This is a genomic window from Exiguobacterium sp. ZOR0005, assembly GCF_000798975.1.
GTDB classification, from domain to species: domain Bacteria; phylum Bacillota; class Bacilli; order Exiguobacteriales; family Exiguobacteriaceae; genus Exiguobacterium; species Exiguobacterium aurantiacum.
The window spans coordinates 24,843-41,972 of record NZ_JTLB01000016.1 but is presented as its reverse complement, the minus strand read 5'-3'; the positions used below and the strand labels follow the sequence as shown (position 1 = coordinate 41,972).

The 17,130-nt window shown below is 54.0% G+C and carries 21 protein-coding genes and 1 riboswitch; of the genes, 16 read left to right on the top strand and 5 right to left on the bottom strand.

Annotated features, from left to right (window positions below; translation table 11 throughout):
• The 10 genes from L971_RS07190 to L971_RS07145 all read left to right on the top strand — a co-directional run.
• Positions 1-998: isomerizing glutamine--fructose-6-phosphate transaminase (locus tag L971_RS07190; RefSeq protein WP_047375213.1), on the top strand; the 998-nt coding region annotated here is incomplete at its 5' end.
• Positions 999-1,149: 151 nt separating this feature from the next.
• Positions 1,150-1,701 carry a YdhK family protein gene (locus L971_RS07185; RefSeq protein ID WP_231557576.1) on the top strand — a complete coding sequence of 184 codons (552 nt, stop codon included), beginning with the start codon at positions 1,150-1,152 and terminating at the stop codon, positions 1,699-1,701.
• Positions 1,702-1,821: 120 nt separating this feature from the next.
• On the top strand, positions 1,822-2,550 hold the full coding sequence (locus L971_RS07180; RefSeq protein WP_052200327.1) for a DUF975 family protein: 729 nt from the start codon (positions 1,822-1,824) through the stop codon (positions 2,548-2,550).
• Between the two features lie 15 nt (positions 2,551-2,565).
• Positions 2,566-3,498, top strand: a complete 933-nt coding sequence (locus L971_RS07175) for an NAD(P)/FAD-dependent oxidoreductase (RefSeq protein ID WP_047375211.1) — start codon at positions 2,566-2,568, stop codon at positions 3,496-3,498.
• Positions 3,499-3,570: 72 nt separating this feature from the next.
• Entirely contained in the window at positions 3,571-4,044 is a 474-nt protein-coding gene (locus L971_RS07170) for a YfbM family protein (RefSeq protein ID WP_047375209.1), read from the top strand.
• Positions 4,032-4,535 (top strand): GNAT family N-acetyltransferase, encoded by a 504-nt coding sequence (locus tag L971_RS07165; RefSeq protein ID WP_047375207.1) that lies wholly within the window; start codon positions 4,032-4,034, stop codon positions 4,533-4,535. The genes L971_RS07170 and L971_RS07165 overlap by 13 nt, the downstream gene beginning before the upstream one ends.
• An 85-nt stretch (positions 4,536-4,620) precedes the next feature.
• Positions 4,621-5,064: a MarR family winged helix-turn-helix transcriptional regulator gene (locus tag L971_RS07160; protein ID WP_047375205.1), complete on the top strand. Its 444-nt coding sequence runs from the start codon at positions 4,621-4,623 to the stop codon at positions 5,062-5,064.
• A 3-nt stretch (positions 5,065-5,067) separates the two neighbouring features.
• On the top strand, positions 5,068-7,725 hold the full coding sequence (locus tag L971_RS07155) for an MMPL family transporter (protein WP_047375203.1): 2,658 nt from the start codon (positions 5,068-5,070) through the stop codon (positions 7,723-7,725).
• 110 nt (positions 7,726-7,835) lie between these two features.
• On the top strand, positions 7,836-8,120 hold the full coding sequence (locus tag L971_RS07150) for a putative quinol monooxygenase (protein WP_047375202.1): 285 nt from the start codon (positions 7,836-7,838) through the stop codon (positions 8,118-8,120).
• A 14-nt stretch (positions 8,121-8,134) separates the two neighbouring features.
• The gene (locus L971_RS07145; protein ID WP_047375200.1) at positions 8,135-9,019 is read left to right on the top strand and encodes a VOC family protein; all 885 of its coding nucleotides are present in this window, start codon (positions 8,135-8,137) and stop codon (positions 9,017-9,019) included.
• A 16-nt stretch (positions 9,020-9,035) separates the two neighbouring features.
• On the opposite strand, the gene L971_RS07140 is transcribed toward L971_RS07145, so the two are convergent.
• On the bottom strand, positions 9,036-10,853 hold the full coding sequence (locus L971_RS07140) for an LTA synthase family protein (RefSeq protein WP_047375198.1): 1,818 nt from the start codon (positions 10,851-10,853) through the stop codon (positions 9,036-9,038).
• Positions 10,854-10,946: 93 nt separating this feature from the next.
• On the bottom strand, positions 10,947-11,345 hold the full coding sequence (locus L971_RS07135; protein WP_047375196.1) for a VOC family protein: 399 nt from the start codon (positions 11,343-11,345) through the stop codon (positions 10,947-10,949).
• A 91-nt stretch (positions 11,346-11,436) separates the two neighbouring features.
• Between L971_RS07135 and L971_RS07130 the strand changes: the two genes are divergently transcribed.
• Together L971_RS07130 and L971_RS07125 are read left to right on the top strand one after the other, a co-directional pair.
• Entirely contained in the window at positions 11,437-11,937 is a 501-nt protein-coding gene (locus L971_RS07130) for a YcxB family protein (RefSeq protein WP_024372435.1), read from the top strand.
• On the top strand, positions 11,919-12,398 hold the full coding sequence (locus L971_RS07125; protein ID WP_029693905.1) for an N-acetyltransferase: 480 nt from the start codon (positions 11,919-11,921) through the stop codon (positions 12,396-12,398). The genes L971_RS07130 and L971_RS07125 overlap by 19 nt, the downstream gene beginning before the upstream one ends.
• Here L971_RS07125 and L971_RS07120 read toward each other — a convergent pair.
• The 3 genes from L971_RS07120 to L971_RS07110 all read right to left on the bottom strand — a co-directional run bounded on the left by L971_RS07120 (position 12,393) and on the right by L971_RS07110 (position 14,172).
• Positions 12,393-12,656 (bottom strand): hypothetical protein, encoded by a 264-nt coding sequence (locus L971_RS07120; RefSeq protein WP_024372433.1) that lies wholly within the window; start codon positions 12,654-12,656, stop codon positions 12,393-12,395. The genes L971_RS07125 and L971_RS07120 overlap by 6 nt on opposite strands.
• A gap of 76 nt (positions 12,657-12,732) precedes the next feature.
• On the bottom strand, positions 12,733-13,218 hold the full coding sequence (thiW, locus tag L971_RS07115) for an energy coupling factor transporter S component ThiW (protein ID WP_024372432.1): 486 nt from the start codon (positions 13,216-13,218) through the stop codon (positions 12,733-12,735).
• 63 nt (positions 13,219-13,281) lie between these two features.
• Positions 13,282-13,380: riboswitch (TPP riboswitch) on the bottom strand.
• A gap of 45 nt (positions 13,381-13,425) precedes the next feature.
• Entirely contained in the window at positions 13,426-14,172 is a 747-nt protein-coding gene (locus tag L971_RS07110; protein WP_047375192.1) for a hypothetical protein, read from the bottom strand.
• Positions 14,173-14,381: 209 nt separating this feature from the next.
• Between L971_RS07110 and L971_RS07105 the strand changes: the two genes are divergently transcribed.
• The 4 genes from L971_RS07105 (at position 14,382) to L971_RS07090 (ending at position 17,116) form a co-directional block, all read left to right on the top strand.
• A complete protein-coding gene (locus L971_RS07105) occupies positions 14,382-14,921 on the top strand; it encodes a DUF402 domain-containing protein (RefSeq protein WP_047375189.1) in 540 nt (179 codons plus the stop codon).
• Between the two features lie 50 nt (positions 14,922-14,971).
• Positions 14,972-16,102 carry a tetratricopeptide repeat protein gene (locus L971_RS07100; RefSeq protein ID WP_047375187.1) on the top strand — a complete coding sequence of 377 codons (1,131 nt, stop codon included), beginning with the start codon at positions 14,972-14,974 and terminating at the stop codon, positions 16,100-16,102.
• A 10-nt stretch (positions 16,103-16,112) separates the two neighbouring features.
• Positions 16,113-16,547, top strand: a complete 435-nt coding sequence (locus tag L971_RS07095) for a GNAT family N-acetyltransferase (protein ID WP_047375185.1) — start codon at positions 16,113-16,115, stop codon at positions 16,545-16,547.
• 134 nt (positions 16,548-16,681) lie between these two features.
• Entirely contained in the window at positions 16,682-17,116 is a 435-nt protein-coding gene (locus tag L971_RS07090) for a MarR family winged helix-turn-helix transcriptional regulator (protein ID WP_047375183.1), read from the top strand.
• Positions 17,117-17,130: the final 14 nt, after the last annotated feature.

Below are 17,130 nucleotides of genomic sequence, written 5' to 3'. Positions count from 1 at the left end.
ACTATCAGAACGCCGACGGCGACATCGAGCTCACGGAAGGCGTGCGCTCGCTCGTCTCTGAGGCCGACCGCATCTATATCATCGCTTGCGGTACGAGTTACCACGCTGGTCTCGTCGGCAAACAGTTGATCGAGCGCGTCGCAGGTGTACCGACTGAAGTGCACGTCGCGTCAGAGTTCGGTTATAACATGCCACTTCTCACGGAGAAACCGTTGTTCCTCTTCATCTCACAATCAGGTGAGACAGCGGACAGCCGCGCCGTCCTCGTCGAAGTGAAGAAGCGCGGTTACAAAGCGCTCACACTCACGAACGTTGCCGGTTCGACGCTCTCGCGTGAGGCGAACGAGACGATGCTCCTTCACGCCGGCCCGGAGATCGCGGTCGCGTCGACGAAGGCGTACACGGCTCAAATCGCGGTGCTCGCGATTCTTGCCTACGACATCGCTCGTGCGAACGGGAAGAAAGTACCGTTTGACCTCATGACAGAACTCGCGCGCATCGCGACGATCATGGATTCGGTCATGGCACAAAAAGAAATCTTCGAGCAGTTGGCTGACAAGTTCTTGAAAGAATCACGCAACGCGTTCTTCCTCGGTCGCGGCATGGATTCATACGTCGGTCTTGAAGGGGCCCTCAAGCTCAAAGAGATCTCGTATATCCAAGCGGAAGGCTATCCAGGTGGAGAGCTCAAGCACGGACCGATCGCGTTGATTGAAGACGGCACACCGGTCATCACACTCGTCTCGCAACCGAACACGCACCTCAACATCCGCGGAAACATCAAGGAAGTTGTCGCTCGTGGCGCAGTTGCCTGCACGATTTCGATGGAAGGGATGGAACACGAGAGCGATTCATTCGTCTTGCCACGTGTCGAGCCACTCCTCACACCACTCGTGACGGTGTTACCGCTTCAACTCATCTCGTATTACGCGGCACTCGCGCGTGACTGTGATGTCGACAAGCCACGTAACTTGGCGAAATCAGTAACAGTTGAATAAATCATTGGACCAAGATCTTTCGGGATCTTGGTCTTTTTCATGGGATTGTTTCAAGAAACGTCTGATTCCGTTTCATGTAGGGTACAGTCTTATAAAGATAGAAAAGGAGCGATTTGATGAAACAAAAAAATGGGCGACGACACTTGGTGCCGTGCTACTTGCGACGTCACTTGCGGCATGCGGTGATACGGGTGATACGACAGAAGAAGACCAAACAATTGATGTGACCGAGGAACATAACGCAGAACAAGAAGATGCGCATGGCACGATGGACCACTCGGGTTCCGGTGAAGTGCCGGAAGATCTACAGGAAGCGTCGAACCCAACATACCCGGTCGATTCGACGGTCGTCATGACCGCTGACCATATGCTCGAGATGGAAGGTGCCGAGGCAAAAATCGTTGGCGCCTATGACACGACAGCGTATGCGGTGACGTACACCCCGACCGATGGCGGCGAACCGGTCGAGAATCACAAATGGGTGATTCATGAAGAACTCGACACGACCGAAGACGCGCCACTTGCCGATGGGACCGAAGTGACGCTTCGAGCCGACCATATGGAAGGCATGGACGGTGCGATCGCGACAATCGACTCGAGTGAAGAGACGACCGTCTATATGGTCAACTTCATGCTCCAGGACGGGGAAGAAGTGACGAACCATAAATGGGTGACGGAAAGTGAGTTGAAACCGAAGGAATGACCTTCTAGTGAAGGTCTTTTCTACTGAGACAGGGCGAGGGCCCTGTTTTTTGTTGAGTTTGAAACGTTTTACGTCCTGTAGCGTATAAGACGGGAAAGACGATCGAAATGGGGAAACGGGATGATCCAAACGTGGAATGAACGGGCGCACGCCGCATTGAAAGGAAAGACGGGAATGTTACTCGCTTGGTCATTTGCCTGTGCGCTCATAGTGGAAGTCGGGGCGGTCATAGATCCGACGCTTTACGGCACAGAAATGGGGACGAGCTTTGAGAAGGGGTTCGTGTTGCTCATTAGTGGCATTCTGTCATTCATGCTTTATCCAGTCATCATCGGATACTATTGGGTGCTTTTGGAGACGGTACGTGAGAAGGACATACAATTTACCGACCTCTTTTTGCCGATGCGCCGACGGTATGACAAACATGTAGCGGCCACAATCCTGTTGACGGTGTTGCAATTGCTGTGGACGCTTCTCTTCCTCGTTCCAGGTATCGTCAAATACTTCTCTTATGCGTTCACGTACTTTATCTTGCACGATGAGCCGGAGTTGTCTGTCCGAGCGGCCATCACGAAGTCGCGTGCTTTAACGCGCGGACTGAAATGGGACGCGTTCAAACTTATTTTACCGGTTGTGCCGGTATATTTGATTGGCTTGACCCTCTTCTTCCGCTTCGACTCCGTGCTGTTCGCTGCATTGTCCCTGTTAATTGCGACCGCACTCATCCGCCCGCTCGTCGTCAGCCGCTTCGCCGTCATGTATGAAGACGCGCGCCGCGAGTATGATGAGCAGTGGAAAAGCATACGTGAGCCCGACGTAGCTGCCGCTCACGTGATACAATCTTCGTGAAAGAGGGGGATGAACATGAAGATTGGGATTATCGGCGCCGGATTGAGCGGGATCGTCGCAGCTCGCGAACTCGCTTGCCACGGTCATACAGTGGAACTGATTGAGAAGGGCCGGAGCGTCGGGGGACGTTTGGCGACAAGACGAATCGGGGACGGGAAAGCCGATCACGGGGCGGTCTATTTCACCGTACGCGGGGAAGCGCTCAAACAAGATGTCGCCGACTGGCAGAGGAAAGGTTGGGTGAACGTCTGGTACGCCGACCCGTATCCACGCTACGTCGCCGCCGGTGGGATGAACGCGTTGGCTAAGCAGTTGGCCGAGGGGTTGACCGTCCATTTAAACGAGCGAGTCGAAGCAGTTGCGATGATGGACGAGGCAGTCATTGTACGGACAGATGTAACGATGCGGCAGTACGACCGTCTCCTCATCACGTCACCGCTCCCGCAGACGTTTGACGTGCTCGCGGATTTTCCGATTGACGCGGCGTTACGTGGATTGACTTACGCCCCGACGTTCGTCGGCTTGTTCGAATTCGGAAGCGAGGTCTCCATCGGTCCGGACGGGATTCTCGATACGGACTTGGCATCGGGTCTATTGAAAGTCATCAACAATCGCCAAAAAGGCATCTCGAAGTCGGAACTCGTCAGCGTCTATATGGATGAGGCATGGAGTGCGGCATGGTATGACCGTCCAGCTGAGGAGACGCTTCACGAAATCGAACGGCTGTTACAAACAGTGACCGAAGCGGCGGTGATTCAATCGAGACAATTGAAGCGATGGCGCTACGCGCAGGCGACCGACGTCTGGCATGAGCCGTTCTATAAACTTAAGCATTACCCGATCTATTTGGCCGGTGACGTCTTTTTAGAAGCGGACGACGCCTCGGGCCGGACACGGTTCGAGAGCGCGTACGTCTCTGGAATCCGCGTTGCGGAGGCGATGCGTTAAACCTTCTTCGGGAGGTTTTTTTCATGTCTATGCCGAATAGTCAGACATACGAATTGGAGAGGGGAATCAGACATGGGGATGGTTGGCGCATACATGCGTGTATCGGCCGAAGAGTTGACAGGGCTGCTTCACGAACCGGATGGCTTCGAGGAGCTCGTAGAGGACGAGGGACGGCAAACCGATATCGATAAGGCGTGGCACGGGCTTTATTTCTTGTTGACCGGGGAGACGGACTTGGACGACATTGACCGCCATTCGCTCGGGAAAGTGGTGTTTGGAGGCGACGTCTTGGACGAAGAGGCGGAAATCGCTTATTTGACGCCGGAAGAAGTGGCGGACTTGTCCGCACGGCTTCAGTACATCAAACTCGATGCGCTTGAAGCGCGCTATGCCGTCACGACGATGAACGAGCAGCAACTGTATCCGTTTGAGAGCGAATGGGGGCTGGAAGAGAAACAGTATTTATTCGAACAGTTCGATGAGTTGAAGCGTGTCTTCAAACAAGCGGCTGACGAGAACGGGGCGCTCGTCACATGGATCGGCTGAGCGTAAAGCCGTTATGCCGCCAGAACGAAGCCTGCTTGTACGCGTTCGAGTGTGAAAACCGTGCGTATTTTGAGCGTTCGGTCCCGAGCCGAGGCAACGCCTACTATGAGCCGGAGTCGTTTCGTCAGTCACTCGAGCGCCTTTTGGCCGAACAGGCGAACGGTGAGGGCTATTATTACTTGATTTGGAAGGATGACACAATCGTCGGACGCCTGAACGTTCATCACACTGATGCTGAGACCGGGGAAGTCGGCTATCGAATCGGGGCGGCTTATGTCGGACGCGGGTATGCCACGGAGGGTTTACGGCAATGGCTGACGTTTAAGTTACCACAGTTCAGGCGCTTCATTGCCGAGACGACGAACGACAATGTGGCCTCTCAGCACGTGTTAAGACGTGTCGGATTCATCCGTGAGGGCGCGGAAAAACAGATTGAATGGGCAGGACAACTGCTCACGTTCTATACATACGTATATACACTCGACCGATGAGCAACGACTGCATCGGTCGTTTTTATTGACTACTATTAGTTTAGGGCATAAACTAGATGAATATAGTTTAGGGGGTAAACCAACGATGAAAGAATTGATGCGGGAAGCCGTACAATTATTTGAAGAAGTCATGTTTCAAGGTGCCGAACACGTCATCGATGCTATGGAAGGCGACGTCTGGCGCGAGTACTCACGCGAACAGCTGCAGTTGTTGAAGTTGCTCGAACAGTTCGGGCCGATTCAAGCCGGACAGTTGGCAGAGAAGCAAGGGGTGCATAAAAGCGCCATTTCGAACCGCTTAAAAAAACTCGTCGACAAAGACCTTGTCGTCAGTCGACGCGGTCAAGACCAACGCGAGCGGTTGATTGAATTGACGGAGGCCGGTCGTCATATCGTCGAAGCGGCCGATGCCGCCGTGTACCGTTACGTCGAGTCGTTACTCGACGGAAACATCGACGAGGCAGAAATCGAACAGTTCGTCCGGACGTTCCGGAAAATCAAACAGCTGCTTCGGATTGGGGAGGAATAAGCATTGCGTATCATCATTCAATGGCGCTGGGGAATCTTGATTGGCCTCATCGTCTTAACGGCCGGCTTGTTCATCGCGGCACCGAACTTGACGAAACAGGCCGAACAGGCCGGAAGCTTCCAATTGTCAGAAGATATGGACTCGCAACGGGCCCAAGATATATTAAATGCAGCTGGGAAGAGCGACAAGACGATTTCACTCGTCTACGAGTTCGATTCGCTCGGAGAGGCCGAACGGACCGATATTTCCCGGGTCATCCGTGACATCGAAACGCGCGACGACGTCGTCAAGGACGTCCTCGACCCGTTCGAAAATGAAGAGACCGAAGCACAGCTCGTTTCAGAAGATGCGCGCATCGTGCTCGTCCCGATCACGGTCGAAGGGTCGAGCGAGGCCATCAACGCCTTCGCGGACGATGTACGGGCGAACGTCTTACCTGAAGACGAAACGGTGTACATCACTGGGGAAGAGATTATCAATAACGATGTGAACTTGAGTGCGCAGGAAGGGTTGAAGAAGACGGAAATCATCACTGTCGTCTTGATTTTCAGCTTGCTCCTACTCGTCTTCCGTTCGATTGTGACGCCGTTCATCCCGTTGATCGCGGTCGGCTTCACGTATCTTCTCAGCCAATCGTTCGTCGCCTTCTTCGTCGATTGGTTCGGCTTCCCCGTCTCGAATTACACGCAGATTTTCCTCGTGGCGATTCTGTTCGGAATCGGGACAGACTATTGTATCCTGCTCCTCAGTCGGTATAAAGAAGAGCTTGGGGCCGGTCACGCGATTGAAGACGCGATCGTCAACACGTATAAGACGGCCGGTCGAACGGTTCTCATCAGTGGGATCGCCGTGTTCGTCGGTTTCGCCTCGATCGGTTTTGCCGATTTCCCGATCTTTAAATCGGCCGTCGCCGTCGCCGTCGGGATTGCCGTCTTGCTCTTGATTTTGTTCACTGTCGTTCCGTTCTTTATGGCGACGCTCAAGCATCGTTTATTTTGGCCTTCAAAGAAAGCGGGCGAACATCACGACAGCCGCCTCTGGGCGGCGTTCAGCCGATTATCGGTCAATCGCCCGTTCGTCTCGATTCTCGTCGTCGCGGCAATCACCGTACCGGTATTGTTCACGTACGATGACGCCCGGTCGTTCAATACGGTCGATGAGATCGGAAATGACTATGACTCGGTCCGAGGGCTCAATTTGATCTCGGAAGGGTTCGGAAAAGGCGAGTCACTCCCGGTCCAAGTCATCTTGAAACGAGATGCGGCACTGACAGAAGACGACGTCGCCTACATCGAGAAGTTTTCAAATGAACTCGAGAACGTGGACGGTGTGAGCGGTGTCCGGTCGATCACGCGACCGACCGGTGACGTCATTGACGATTTTTATGTCGATACCCAACTCGCGGAAGTGAGCCGTGGGCTTGCTGAAGCCGAAAGCGGACTCGGGGACGTACAAGCAGGACTCGCCCAGGTCGAGTCAGGGCTTGACGCCGTCGTTGCTCAACTACCGACGGGATCCTCGAGCGCGGGGGCGCCACTCGCGGAAGCAGCGGCAGGACTTGGACAATTGAACGCCCAACTCGGTTTGATTGGACAAGGCTTGACGGCCACACAAAACATTCCAGCGACCGTAGCTGGTATCGGACAAGTGTCTGTCGGGCTCGGTCAAATCGAAGCAGGCATCAATGAAGCCGCTTCGGCTTTAACGGCACAAGGCGCGCAAATTGGGGAACTCGGAGCCGGACTGTCTCAGCTCGCCACCGGAGTTGGTGAAGCGAACGCTGGATTGTCACAGATTGAAGCCGGCTTAGGCGAGGCCGTGTCCTTCTTATCGGCACTTAGCGAAGCGGATGGTTTACGTGATACAGGCGTCTTTTTACCGGAAGGGACATTGACGTCGGACGCGTTCGCGCCAGCCGTTGACCGTTACGTGTTCGATGGCGGGACCGCCACGCAACTCGAGGTCGTCCTCGACATGGACCCGTACTCACCAGAAGCGATCGATACGGTCGAGGCGGTGAAAGAGACGATGGACCGCATCGTCACGAATACACCGTTTGAAGCGGCTACGATTGGTTATGCCGGCATTTCGAGCATCAATAGTGACTTGAATGCGACGTCTACGAACGACTTCAATCGGACGGTCGCCATCATGCTCGTGACGCTCTTTGTCGTCATGACGATTCTATTCCGTTCGATGATCATGCCGCTCTATATGATTGGCTCGCTCTTGTTGACGTACTACACATCGGCGGCCATCACGGAGCTCATCTTCGTGGAAGGACTCGGTTACGACGGCATCAGCTGGGCCGTACCGTTCTTCGGGTTCGTCATGTTGATTGCGCTCGGCATCGACTACTCGATTTTCCTCCTCGATCGATTCCGCGAAGAGTCGATTAACGGGATGACGGTACGTGACGCACTCGTCCACTCGATGACGAAGATGGGGACGGTCATCATGACCGCTGCCGTCATCCTCGCGGGCACGTTCGGGGCGATGATCCCATCAGGTGTGCTCAGTCTCGTCCAAATCGCGACGATCGTCATCACGGGGCTGTTACTATACGGGTTGATCGTGTTGCCGTTACTCATCCCGGCCATCACCGTCTCGTTCGGTGACGGGGTGTGGTGGCCGTTCAAACCTAAAAAGAAAGACGAGTGAACCGAGCGGACATCTCACGTGTGAGGTGTCCGCTTTGGCGTATACATTCAGCGCGATTCGGGAACGTGGTATAAGATGAGATTGCATTTCATAATGAGGAGGAAACAGCTATGGAAATCACAATCACCGCGATATTAAAGGCACATCCAGGGAAAGAAGAAGCGTTACAGCAAGCGCTCGATGCGGTCATCCCGCCGTCGAGACAAGAAGAAGGATGTCTCACGTATGTGCTCCATGAGTCAATCGATGAGCCCTGCACGTTCGTGTTTTACGAGAAGTACCGGGATGAGGCGGCACTTGACGCACATATCAACTCCGACCATTATCAGGCGTACCGAAAACAAGCCGAGACGCTGCTCGCCGTCCGTGACGTGTATCGACTTCGTGAAATCTGAAAGGAGCTTCTCTAATGATTACGCAACCGATCATCCCGTGCATTTGGTTCGAAGGCGATGTCGAGCGCATCGCCGAATGGTACGTGTCGGTATTTCCAGATTCGTTCGTCGACTATACGACGACACTTACCGATACGCCGTCAGGCAAGACGACGATTGTCACGCTGTCGCTGCCGGGCCAGTTTTTCCAACTGCTCGGCGCCGGCCCGCTGAAAGAGCGCAACCCGTCCATCTCCTACATGGTCACGTTCCCGACGTCAGAAGAAGTCGAGACGCTTTGGCACAAGCTCGTGGACGGCGCGGACGTACTCATGCCGCTCGACACGTATGACTTCAGCGAGCGTTACGGCTGGTTGAAAGACAAACACGGTGTGTCGTGGCAGATCATGCATAGCGGCGGGATGGACATCCAAACCGTGACGCCGTGTCTCTTGTTCGTCGGTGACGTGTTCGGTCAGGCCGAAGCGGCACTGAATGACTGGGTTTCCATCTTCCCGGATTCGTACGTGCTCGAAGACCATCTGATTCGTTACGGAGCGGCGGACGGCCCGGAAGTGGAAGGGAAGCTCAATTACGCCCGCTTCGTCTTGTCCGGCCGCGAATTTGTCGCCATGGATAGCGCGGCGGACCATCAGTTCGCGTTCAACGAGATGCAGTCGCTGATCGCGTTTTGTGAGACGCAAGACGAGATTGATGACTATTGGGAGAAGCTGTCGGCCGTCCCGGAAGCGGAACAGTGTGGCTGGCTTAAAGACCGATATGGCGTCTCGTGGCAAATCGTGCCGTGGGCGATGGAAGAGATGATGACGACCGGAACAAAAGAGCAATTGGCGCGCGTGACCGAAGCATTCTTGCCGATGAAAAAGATCGATGTGGCGACGCTCCGGAACGTCTACTAAAAACAAGCCGGCCCGATTAGTTCGGGGCGGCTTGCTTGTCGGTTTGTGTAAATTCGGATAAGGCGTCTTTTTCGACGATGGTGTCGGAAAGGCGTAACTGGTCGGCCGCTTCGTCAATATACGGCGCGCAGGCGTCGAACGGCAGCTCGTCTCCTGAATCGATCGCGTAACACGTGCCGGCCCCGAACGGTTTCGTCAAATCCGGGGCGAAGTAGACATCGTCGTAACGGAACGAGCCGTTTCGGAACACGGTCAAGTTGGGCTCATCGTCGAGGAGCGAACTTCCGAGCATATAGCCGGGTGTCATCCCGAGCAACTCGAGGATGGTCGGGGCGAAGTCGAGTTGACCGCCGCTCGCTTGCATCACTTCGCCACGTGCGAGCCCGGCCGGTTTGATATAGAGCGGTACCGCCCGGTCGAGCGTAAAGACCTCGGTGACGGACGTCACGCCCTCTTTTTCGGCCATCTCGTCGCCAGGGGCGGTCAACCCGTTGTCGTGGTCGCCGTAAAACACGACGAGCGTGTCATCCCACATGCCGTTCGCTTTCAACATGTCGACCATCAACCCGACGGCCGTATCGACATAGTGGACGGTGTGATAATAGTTTTGGAGGAGCGGGTCGTCATAGCCGGACAAGTCGAGCCGTTTCTCACGGTCTGGGATGTCATACGGCGTATGGCTCGTCAAGGCGACGACGAACGAATAGAATGGCTGCTCGAGCGTCTCCATGAAACGGACGGACTCCGTCAAGAAGTCTTTGTCGTTGAGCGCCATCCCGATCACCTCACCGTCTGGGTAGTCCTCTGCGGAGAAGAAGTGATTGAAGCCGATATTGTCGTAAAAGTTATCCCGATTCCAGAACATCTTATCAAACGCGTGCATCGCCGCCGTGTCGTAACCGACCGCTTTCAATCGTTCAGGCAAGGCGTCGAACGTGTGGTCGGCGTACTGGGTGTAGACGGATCCCGACTTGACCGGGTAGAGCGACGTGTTGACGGTGAACTCCGCATCCGACGTCCGGCCCTCATGTGTCTGGTGATAGACGTTCGGGAAATAAAGCATCTCGTCGCGGAGCGCGTTCAAATTCGGTGTCACGTCTTGACCGTTGATGACTTGGCCAATCACGGACGCCTGGAACGACTCGAGTTGGACGACGATGACGTTCGTGTCGGACGAGGCGCTCACGGTCGCCTGGGATAAGGCAGAGACGTTGGATTGGTCGACGTCAGTCAACGACTTCCCGAGTCCGGCTCCGTCACGGATGCCACGCGCCGCGTCTAAGCCGTGATAACCCCAAAATCCGTATTTATAGTACTCACGCATGTTCGAGATGGTCGTCCGGTCGTCCGGTGGATAATTGACGTAAAGTGGGACGCTATACAGCACGACTCCGGCCAAAAAGCCGATCCCGGCCATCCGCAGCCCTCTCGTCTCACGAATCGGGTGACGCTTTTGATACATCACGAGTGCCCCGAAAACGAGTAAGTCGGCGAAAAAGAGGAAATCGGTCGCCTGAATCAACGTCAAGAACCCACCGCCGACGTCACCCATCTGGCCGGCGTCCGACAAGAGCGCGACCGACAAGACGTTTCCGAAATAGCGGTAATACCAAGCGTCCGAGATGAGCAAGGTGCTATGTAAAAATAGCGAGGCGAGGAGGATCCATCGCCGGACGTTCGGTCGAACGAGTAACGCCCAGCTCGTCATCATGAGGATCATGCCGACGTTGACGAGGAAGAAGTGGAACGTGAATGCGCTCGTCGTCAGCACACTGAATAAATAGAGCTTGAGGAGCGAGAGAATCATGTAAGTCCAATAATCGAGATATTTCATGCGTTGCCTCCAAGAAAACCAGGTTGTTTGAATGTTCCTGTTTTCATGTGGCCAAAAACATCACAGTGTACAAAAAAAGCGAGGCGCGTCGCCTCACTTGATTAAAAACGAGTCCCGAAGTTCGATGATTGTGCCTTCCGGGGCTTTCAATTTACTTAAATATCCGTCGACGACGAAGTAGATGTTGCCGCCCTGTTTCGGTAAGAACGGGACCTCAAGCGCCTCGAGCCGTTGCACTTCTGCCTCGAGGTCGTCTACGTACAGAGCGAAATGGACAGGGCCGGCCACGTGTTTCGAATAGGGGGTCAACGTCTCGTCTTGTTTTGCCGTCTGGAGCTCGATGTAAAAGTCGCCGAGCTTGAGCCAGCTGTTGAACGCGCGGGTATGAAAGTCGGGTGACTCCTGGACGAGCTCGAAGCCGAGTGCTTCGTAGAATCGTTTGGATGCCTCATAGTCGGGCGTTTGGATGCAGAGATGGTGGATTTGTTTCATCGTGTCACTCCTTTCTTACATAGTATCGAATCATGACCGGGAACGGAACTTTTCTAGACAAGGAGCGTAAAGGACAGGGAGGAGGGATAAGATGCATATCCAATATGAATTGACAGAAGACGACTATATCCGGTTCAACTTGAGCCATATCCAACGGTCGAAAACAGGCAAGCGAATGCTGTTCCTGCAGCGAATCATCGGACCGATTGTCTTTCTAGGGGCTGCCTTCGTTTGGACGACATGGCTTCAAGAGACGGACTGGTGGCTGTATGGTGTACAAGGCATTGCGGGTATATTGTGGTTTCTATATTACCCGAAATACTTTGAACGGCACGTCCGGAAGCAAACACGTCGGCTCATCGATGAACGCAGTAACGAAGGGATGATTGGTCCGCATACGATGGAATTGGATGAGAACGGTCTGCGTGATCAAAACGAGTTCGGTGAGACAAGGGTGACTTGGGCCGGGATCAAGGAAATCGTCGAGGAAGACGATTATGTGTACTTATATAACGCTTCGGTCAGCGCCTATATTTTGCCGAAGCGTGGACAAGACATGGAAGAGGTGCGCCGATGGCTGCCGGCTCGCTGACGATACAGCTCATTGATGACACGAATCGGGAAGCCGTCATCGGCTTGACCGTCGCTACGGAGCAGTCCCGCTTTATTGAAACGAATGCGGAATCGCTACGCGAGATGGAAGTCGACGTCAAGTACGCCTGGACGTGCTATGCGCTTTGCCTCAACGAGCGACCGGTCGGCTTTATGATGATCGGGGCGGAGAACAAAGTCGACCGCTACGTGTGGCTCGACCGCTTTATGATAGATGCGCATGAGCAAGGACAGGGGCTTGGATCTCGCTTTCTACAGTTGGCGCTCGTCTGGATCCAGGACCGATTTGATGTAGATGATATCGTCCTTAGTCTCCATCCGACAAATGAACTAGCGAAGCGGTTTTATCAACGAGGTGGATTTGTCGATAGCGGTCGCATCGACGAATGGAACGGGGAAGAGATTTGGGTGTATCACGTCAAACAGGGACAACCGTCATAAGTCGGTCGTCCCTGTTTTCATGGTGGTCGCTTTGACCGAATTACCGGCCATGAAGAAGCAGATGATGGCGGTGAAACCGAAGAGCGGGATGAACCAGTTTTGCGCCAACAGATCCATGACGGTCGGCTCCTCGGGCCAGACGCCTGTGGCGACCAATGCGTGCCAACGCGTATAAGCCGCGATGCGTTCTAACGTGAACAAAAGGGCGGTGATGATGACGGCGGCAGCTCCGGTCACCCATAATTGTAGACGAGTCAAGGCGGTCACTCCTTCTAAATGAGATAACCTTATTTTACCATCTGTACACTCGAAAGGGAGAGGCCAAACGACTCAATTATTGTTTGAGAGCAGGACGCAGCTGTTTGACGCGAGCGAGTACGATCCAACCGAGCAAGGCGCCGGTCACGCTCGAGGCGAGGAAGGCCGGGAAAAAGAAGAGCGCGCCGAACTCAGACCCCATCAAGATTTTCGCGTAAGGTACGGCGATGAGTGAGGCAATCACGCCCGTACCGATGACTTCACCGAGTGCGGCGAAGGCGACGCGGTTCGTCCTCATATAAAAGATACCGGCCAGAAGCGCGCCGATCATGCCGCCAGGGAACGCGAGTAGCGAACCGGTGCCCGTCATGACGCGAACGAGTCCGGTCACGAAGGCGACGAGGACGGCACCGAGTGGGCCGACGGTGACGGCCGCGATGACGTTCACCATATGTTGAATCGGGAAAGCTCGGGCCACCCCGGTCGGAATTGAGATGAACAGTGAGCCGATGATGGCGATGGCGACGAGCATTGCCATCCAAGTGAGTTGTTGAATACGCATGGATCAGTCTCCTTTCAAAATGAAAACGCCACTTCTCCAAAAAGGAAAAGTGGCGTGGAACAGACGAATCCCATGCCACTTCCCTACGCTGGTATGAGCCAGATCAGGTTCAAAGGGTCCGGCGTTTGCCGTCTCAGCCCGAAGGCTCCCCTAGTGGTCGTTTATTCGTTTAAGTATAACATAGTGTCATCATAAGCGTTCGATGATTCATTTGTTCTTCTTGAGCAGATGTTTGTAATCCGTTTCGTTCCAGAACAGTGGCGCGATGGACTCGGGCCCTTTGAAGATTTCACCGTCTCGGTCGTAGACGATGGCATACCCGTTCTCGACCTCAAACACAATCAAATCCGCGGTCACTTCGGCCACGCCGTCCCCGGCGATGATGACGTTCTCGAGCGGCTCGCGAGCGACCGCTACACCCCATTCGTCGAGCTCGACGATGAGCGCGGACGTATAAGCGTGACGATCGTAAATCGATTGAAACGCATCTTGTGTCAACGTGACGTCTTCCGGTGGGGCGCTCGTCCCGTATTTCCGTTTCTCAATCTCCTCGACGAACTGCAGGAACGACGTTTCTTGCCAAAAGAGCGGCGCGGTTGCCTCCGACCCGTTCGCTATCAATCCGTCCTCGTCTTCATACACCGTGGCATATGTCCCATCATCGAGTTGGAACGGATACACGTCTGCATAAGTGTGGTGGATGCCGTTACCGGCGATGACGACCCGTTCAAACGTCTCACGATACGGCGTGAGTCCGTTCGCCTTGAGAGTTTCAAGTAATTCTTCGGCGACTTCATGTTGGTCGAAGACGTCCTTGAAGTCCTCCCGTGTCCATTCGGTCATGATTTCTGGCGCAGGTTCGTTCGAATCCGCTGGAATGACCGGCTTTCCGATTGGATCGGTACAGCCCGCGAGTAACATGAGGCCTAATCCGAATAAAAATAAACGTTTCATGATGCCCACCCTTTAATCATACAAATTTTACCTATTATGAAGAAGCGTAGCATGGATGGAAATAGATGAGAACCTATACACGTTTTCGGTGTGGTGTAGTAAGGCATGAGCCTGTCAGGTTCACTGAACAGAATCTGTACGACTAAACAGGGAACTGTCGGATTTTGGCGAACTGTTAAAGCAAACGAACTTATGAAGGAGCGAGTACGATGCCAAAACGAAAATTTGCTAATCGACGGGACTGGGAGCGGATTCTTGAACACCGCTATGTCCAGATGGACGTCCATGACGAACATTTCTCAGGGACGGTCGCCTTGTTTCAAATCGATGCGGTCCGGGCCCCGCAGTATAAGCAACATAACGGCGAGGAATTCATCGTGGCCGACGCCGGTTATGCATGGCTCCAATATTTTCCGGACAATGAACCGTTCGGGGTGACGGTCATGTTTGATGATTCGGGCCACATCGTCCAGTGGTACATCGATATCGTCGAGGCGATTGGCTATGAGGACGGAATTCCCTATATGGACGACTTGTTGCTCGACATCTTGGTCTTCCCGAACGGAGACGTCGTCCGAAAAGACGAAGATGAATTCGAGGACGCACGGTTGACGGGCGAATTGACACCAGAACTCGTCGTCACCGGCTGGCGTGACTTCGAACAGACGCTCGACCGTATCGAGCGCCGTGACTTCGTCTACTTTGATTTGGCGAGAGGGCATTACGACGAGCTGAAGCAAATGCTTTGAACGCATGGCTTCCTTTGATACAGTGAAAGAAAAGCGCAGGGAGATGAACCATGAAACAGATTGACATCGATACGTGGCCACGAAAGAAGCATTACGAGTTTTTCAAGGCGTTCGACGCCCCACATTTCAACGTGACGGCGACGCTCGACGTCACAAAATTACATACGCATGCGAAGACGACCGGACAATCGTTTTTCAAGCTGTTCTTATATGGTGCGGTCAAAACGGCGAATGCGATCCCGGAGCTTCGCTATCGGATGCGCGGCGACGCGGTCGTCGAGCATGACGTTGTCCACCCGTCGTTCACTGTCATGATGGACGACGATGTCTTCAATTTTTGCACGGTGTCTTATAAAGAGGCGTTCCCGGAATTCGTGGAGGACGTGACAGCGCGGATGGAAGAGGCGAAGCAAAACGTCTATGTCGGCGACGAGGAGTCTGACGACCTTCTTTACATCACGAGCGTGCCATGGGTCTCGTTCACGAGCATCAGTCATCCGACGCATGACCAACAACACGACAGTGTACCGCGTATCGCCTGGGGTAAGTTTATGCCAAGCGGTGAGCGCATAATGATGCCGCTCTCGGTTCAAGCCCATCACGCGCTCGTCGATGGGGTGCACGTCGGTCGTTACTATGAACGGCTTCAAGTGTGGCTTGACGATTTGGCTGATCTCCAAGTCCCGACGCGGGTAGAAGAGAAAGGGCTCGACGAGGCGATTCGCCTCCGTGAGAACGGTGAACTCGAGCGGGCCAAACAATTGTTCATCATGTTGCTCCGTCAAGATGAGAAAAACCCACGCCTTCACGCCCATTGCGCCTGGTGTTATGACGCGCTCGGGGAAGAGCGGCAAGCCGTCCCGCACTACGAGCGGGCGATTCGCCTCGGCCTTACCGGAGACGAACTTCGGGAGACGTATATCGGTCTCGGCAGCACGTATCGGGCGCTCGGCCGCTATGAGGACGCCGAGGAGTTGTTCACGAAAGCGATCGACCAATTCCCGGACATCGCGGCGCTCAAAGTGTTCCGGGCGATGACACACTATAACCTCGGACGCCATCAAGAGGCGACCGGCGCGCTCCTCGAGCTGCTCGCGAGCCCTGAAACGGATGACAGCATTAAACGATACCGTCGCGCCATCGCGTTTTATGCGCGCAATCTCGACGAGACGTACGATTAAGGAGAATCGAATGATCACACTGCAACCGATCACAGAACAAAACTGGTATGCGTGCTGTCAGCTCACGTTGAGTGACGAGCAGCAAGCCTACATGGAACCGAACGCGATCTCGCTGCTACAGGCGACGTATGAACCGACGCTACGGGCGCACGCGATTTACGAGGACGAGACGATGGTCGGTTTCCTCATGTATAACACGGTGCTCGAAGAGTTGGACGCGCGCTGGGTGTATCGCATTATGGTCGACCATGCGCATCAAGGGCAAGGGATCGGGCGCAAGGCGACCGAACTCATGCTTGAAGAGATGGTGCAGCTTGGAACGGAACCGATCGTCGTCGGCTATCATCCTGACAACACGGGAGCGCATCGATTATATGAACGCTTAGGCTTTGTCGACGAAGGCGATCGTTTCGGCCGTGAGATGGCGGTCATTCGCCGTACGTGAACAGATGACATTCCGTCGTCTGTTTTTTTGTAGGCAAATGGATTGACCGACTCATTTTTGCGTGTTATATTTATCTCGAATTAAAGATAATTAAATTTAAAGTATTGTTTTCTCTCATCAAAGGAGGGGAACACATGGAAGAACGGCAAGCATTAAAAGCGATCACCGTCTTGTTTCGGGCCTCGCAGTCGATTCAAGACGTCGTTAAACACGAAGTCGCCGCCTACGGGCTGAACCCGACCGAATTCTCAGTACTTGAGCTGCTGTACCATAAAGGCGACCAGCCGATTCAAACGATCGGCAAGAAAGTGTTGCTCTCGAGCGGGAGCATGACGTACATCGTCGACCGGCTCGAAACGAAAGGCTACTTGATGCGCAAAGCCTGTCCGAGCGACCGGCGCGTCACGTATGCGGCGCTGACGACGCAAGGAACCGAGCTGATGGAGCGGATCTTTCCGGTTCATGAACAGCGGATGAACGAACTTTTTGACGGAATTACGTTGAATGAAACGATTAACCATTTGAAGACGGTCGGCAAACGAGCCGAGGCGTCAAAAAAATTTAACTAATTATCTCGAAATCA

What these genes read in the sequence shown, in the direction of transcription:
- L971_RS07180 (WP_052200327.1), top strand. Translation starts at nt 1,822, where the DNA reads ATGATCCAAACGTGGAATGAACGGGCGCACGCCGCATTGAAAGGAAAG.
- L971_RS07175 (WP_047375211.1), top strand. Translation starts at nt 2,566, where the DNA reads ATGAAGATTGGGATTATCGGCGCCGGATTGAGCGGGATCGTCGCAGCT.
- L971_RS07170 (WP_047375209.1), top strand. Translation starts at nt 3,571, where the DNA reads ATGGGGATGGTTGGCGCATACATGCGTGTATCGGCCGAAGAGTTGACA.
- L971_RS07165 (WP_047375207.1), top strand. Translation starts at nt 4,032, where the DNA reads ATGGATCGGCTGAGCGTAAAGCCGTTATGCCGCCAGAACGAAGCCTGC.
- L971_RS07160 (WP_047375205.1), top strand. Translation starts at nt 4,621, where the DNA reads ATGAAAGAATTGATGCGGGAAGCCGTACAATTATTTGAAGAAGTCATG.
- L971_RS07150 (WP_047375202.1), top strand. Translation starts at nt 7,836, where the DNA reads ATGGAAATCACAATCACCGCGATATTAAAGGCACATCCAGGGAAAGAA.
- L971_RS07145 (WP_047375200.1), top strand. Translation starts at nt 8,135, where the DNA reads ATGATTACGCAACCGATCATCCCGTGCATTTGGTTCGAAGGCGATGTC.
- L971_RS07140 (WP_047375198.1), bottom strand. Translation starts at nt 10,853, where the DNA reads ATGAAATATCTCGATTATTGGACTTACATGATTCTCTCGCTCCTCAAG.
- L971_RS07135 (WP_047375196.1), bottom strand. Translation starts at nt 11,345, where the DNA reads ATGAAACAAATCCACCATCTCTGCATCCAAACGCCCGACTATGAGGCA.
- L971_RS07130 (WP_024372435.1), top strand. Translation starts at nt 11,437, where the DNA reads ATGCATATCCAATATGAATTGACAGAAGACGACTATATCCGGTTCAAC.
- L971_RS07125 (WP_029693905.1), top strand. Translation starts at nt 11,919, where the DNA reads ATGGCTGCCGGCTCGCTGACGATACAGCTCATTGATGACACGAATCGG.
- thiW (WP_024372432.1), bottom strand. Translation starts at nt 13,218, where the DNA reads ATGCGTATTCAACAACTCACTTGGATGGCAATGCTCGTCGCCATCGCC.
- L971_RS07110 (WP_047375192.1), bottom strand. Translation starts at nt 14,172, where the DNA reads ATGAAACGTTTATTTTTATTCGGATTAGGCCTCATGTTACTCGCGGGC.
- L971_RS07105 (WP_047375189.1), top strand. Translation starts at nt 14,382, where the DNA reads ATGCCAAAACGAAAATTTGCTAATCGACGGGACTGGGAGCGGATTCTT.
- L971_RS07100 (WP_047375187.1), top strand. Translation starts at nt 14,972, where the DNA reads ATGAAACAGATTGACATCGATACGTGGCCACGAAAGAAGCATTACGAG.
- L971_RS07095 (WP_047375185.1), top strand. Translation starts at nt 16,113, where the DNA reads ATGATCACACTGCAACCGATCACAGAACAAAACTGGTATGCGTGCTGT.
- L971_RS07090 (WP_047375183.1), top strand. Translation starts at nt 16,682, where the DNA reads ATGGAAGAACGGCAAGCATTAAAAGCGATCACCGTCTTGTTTCGGGCC.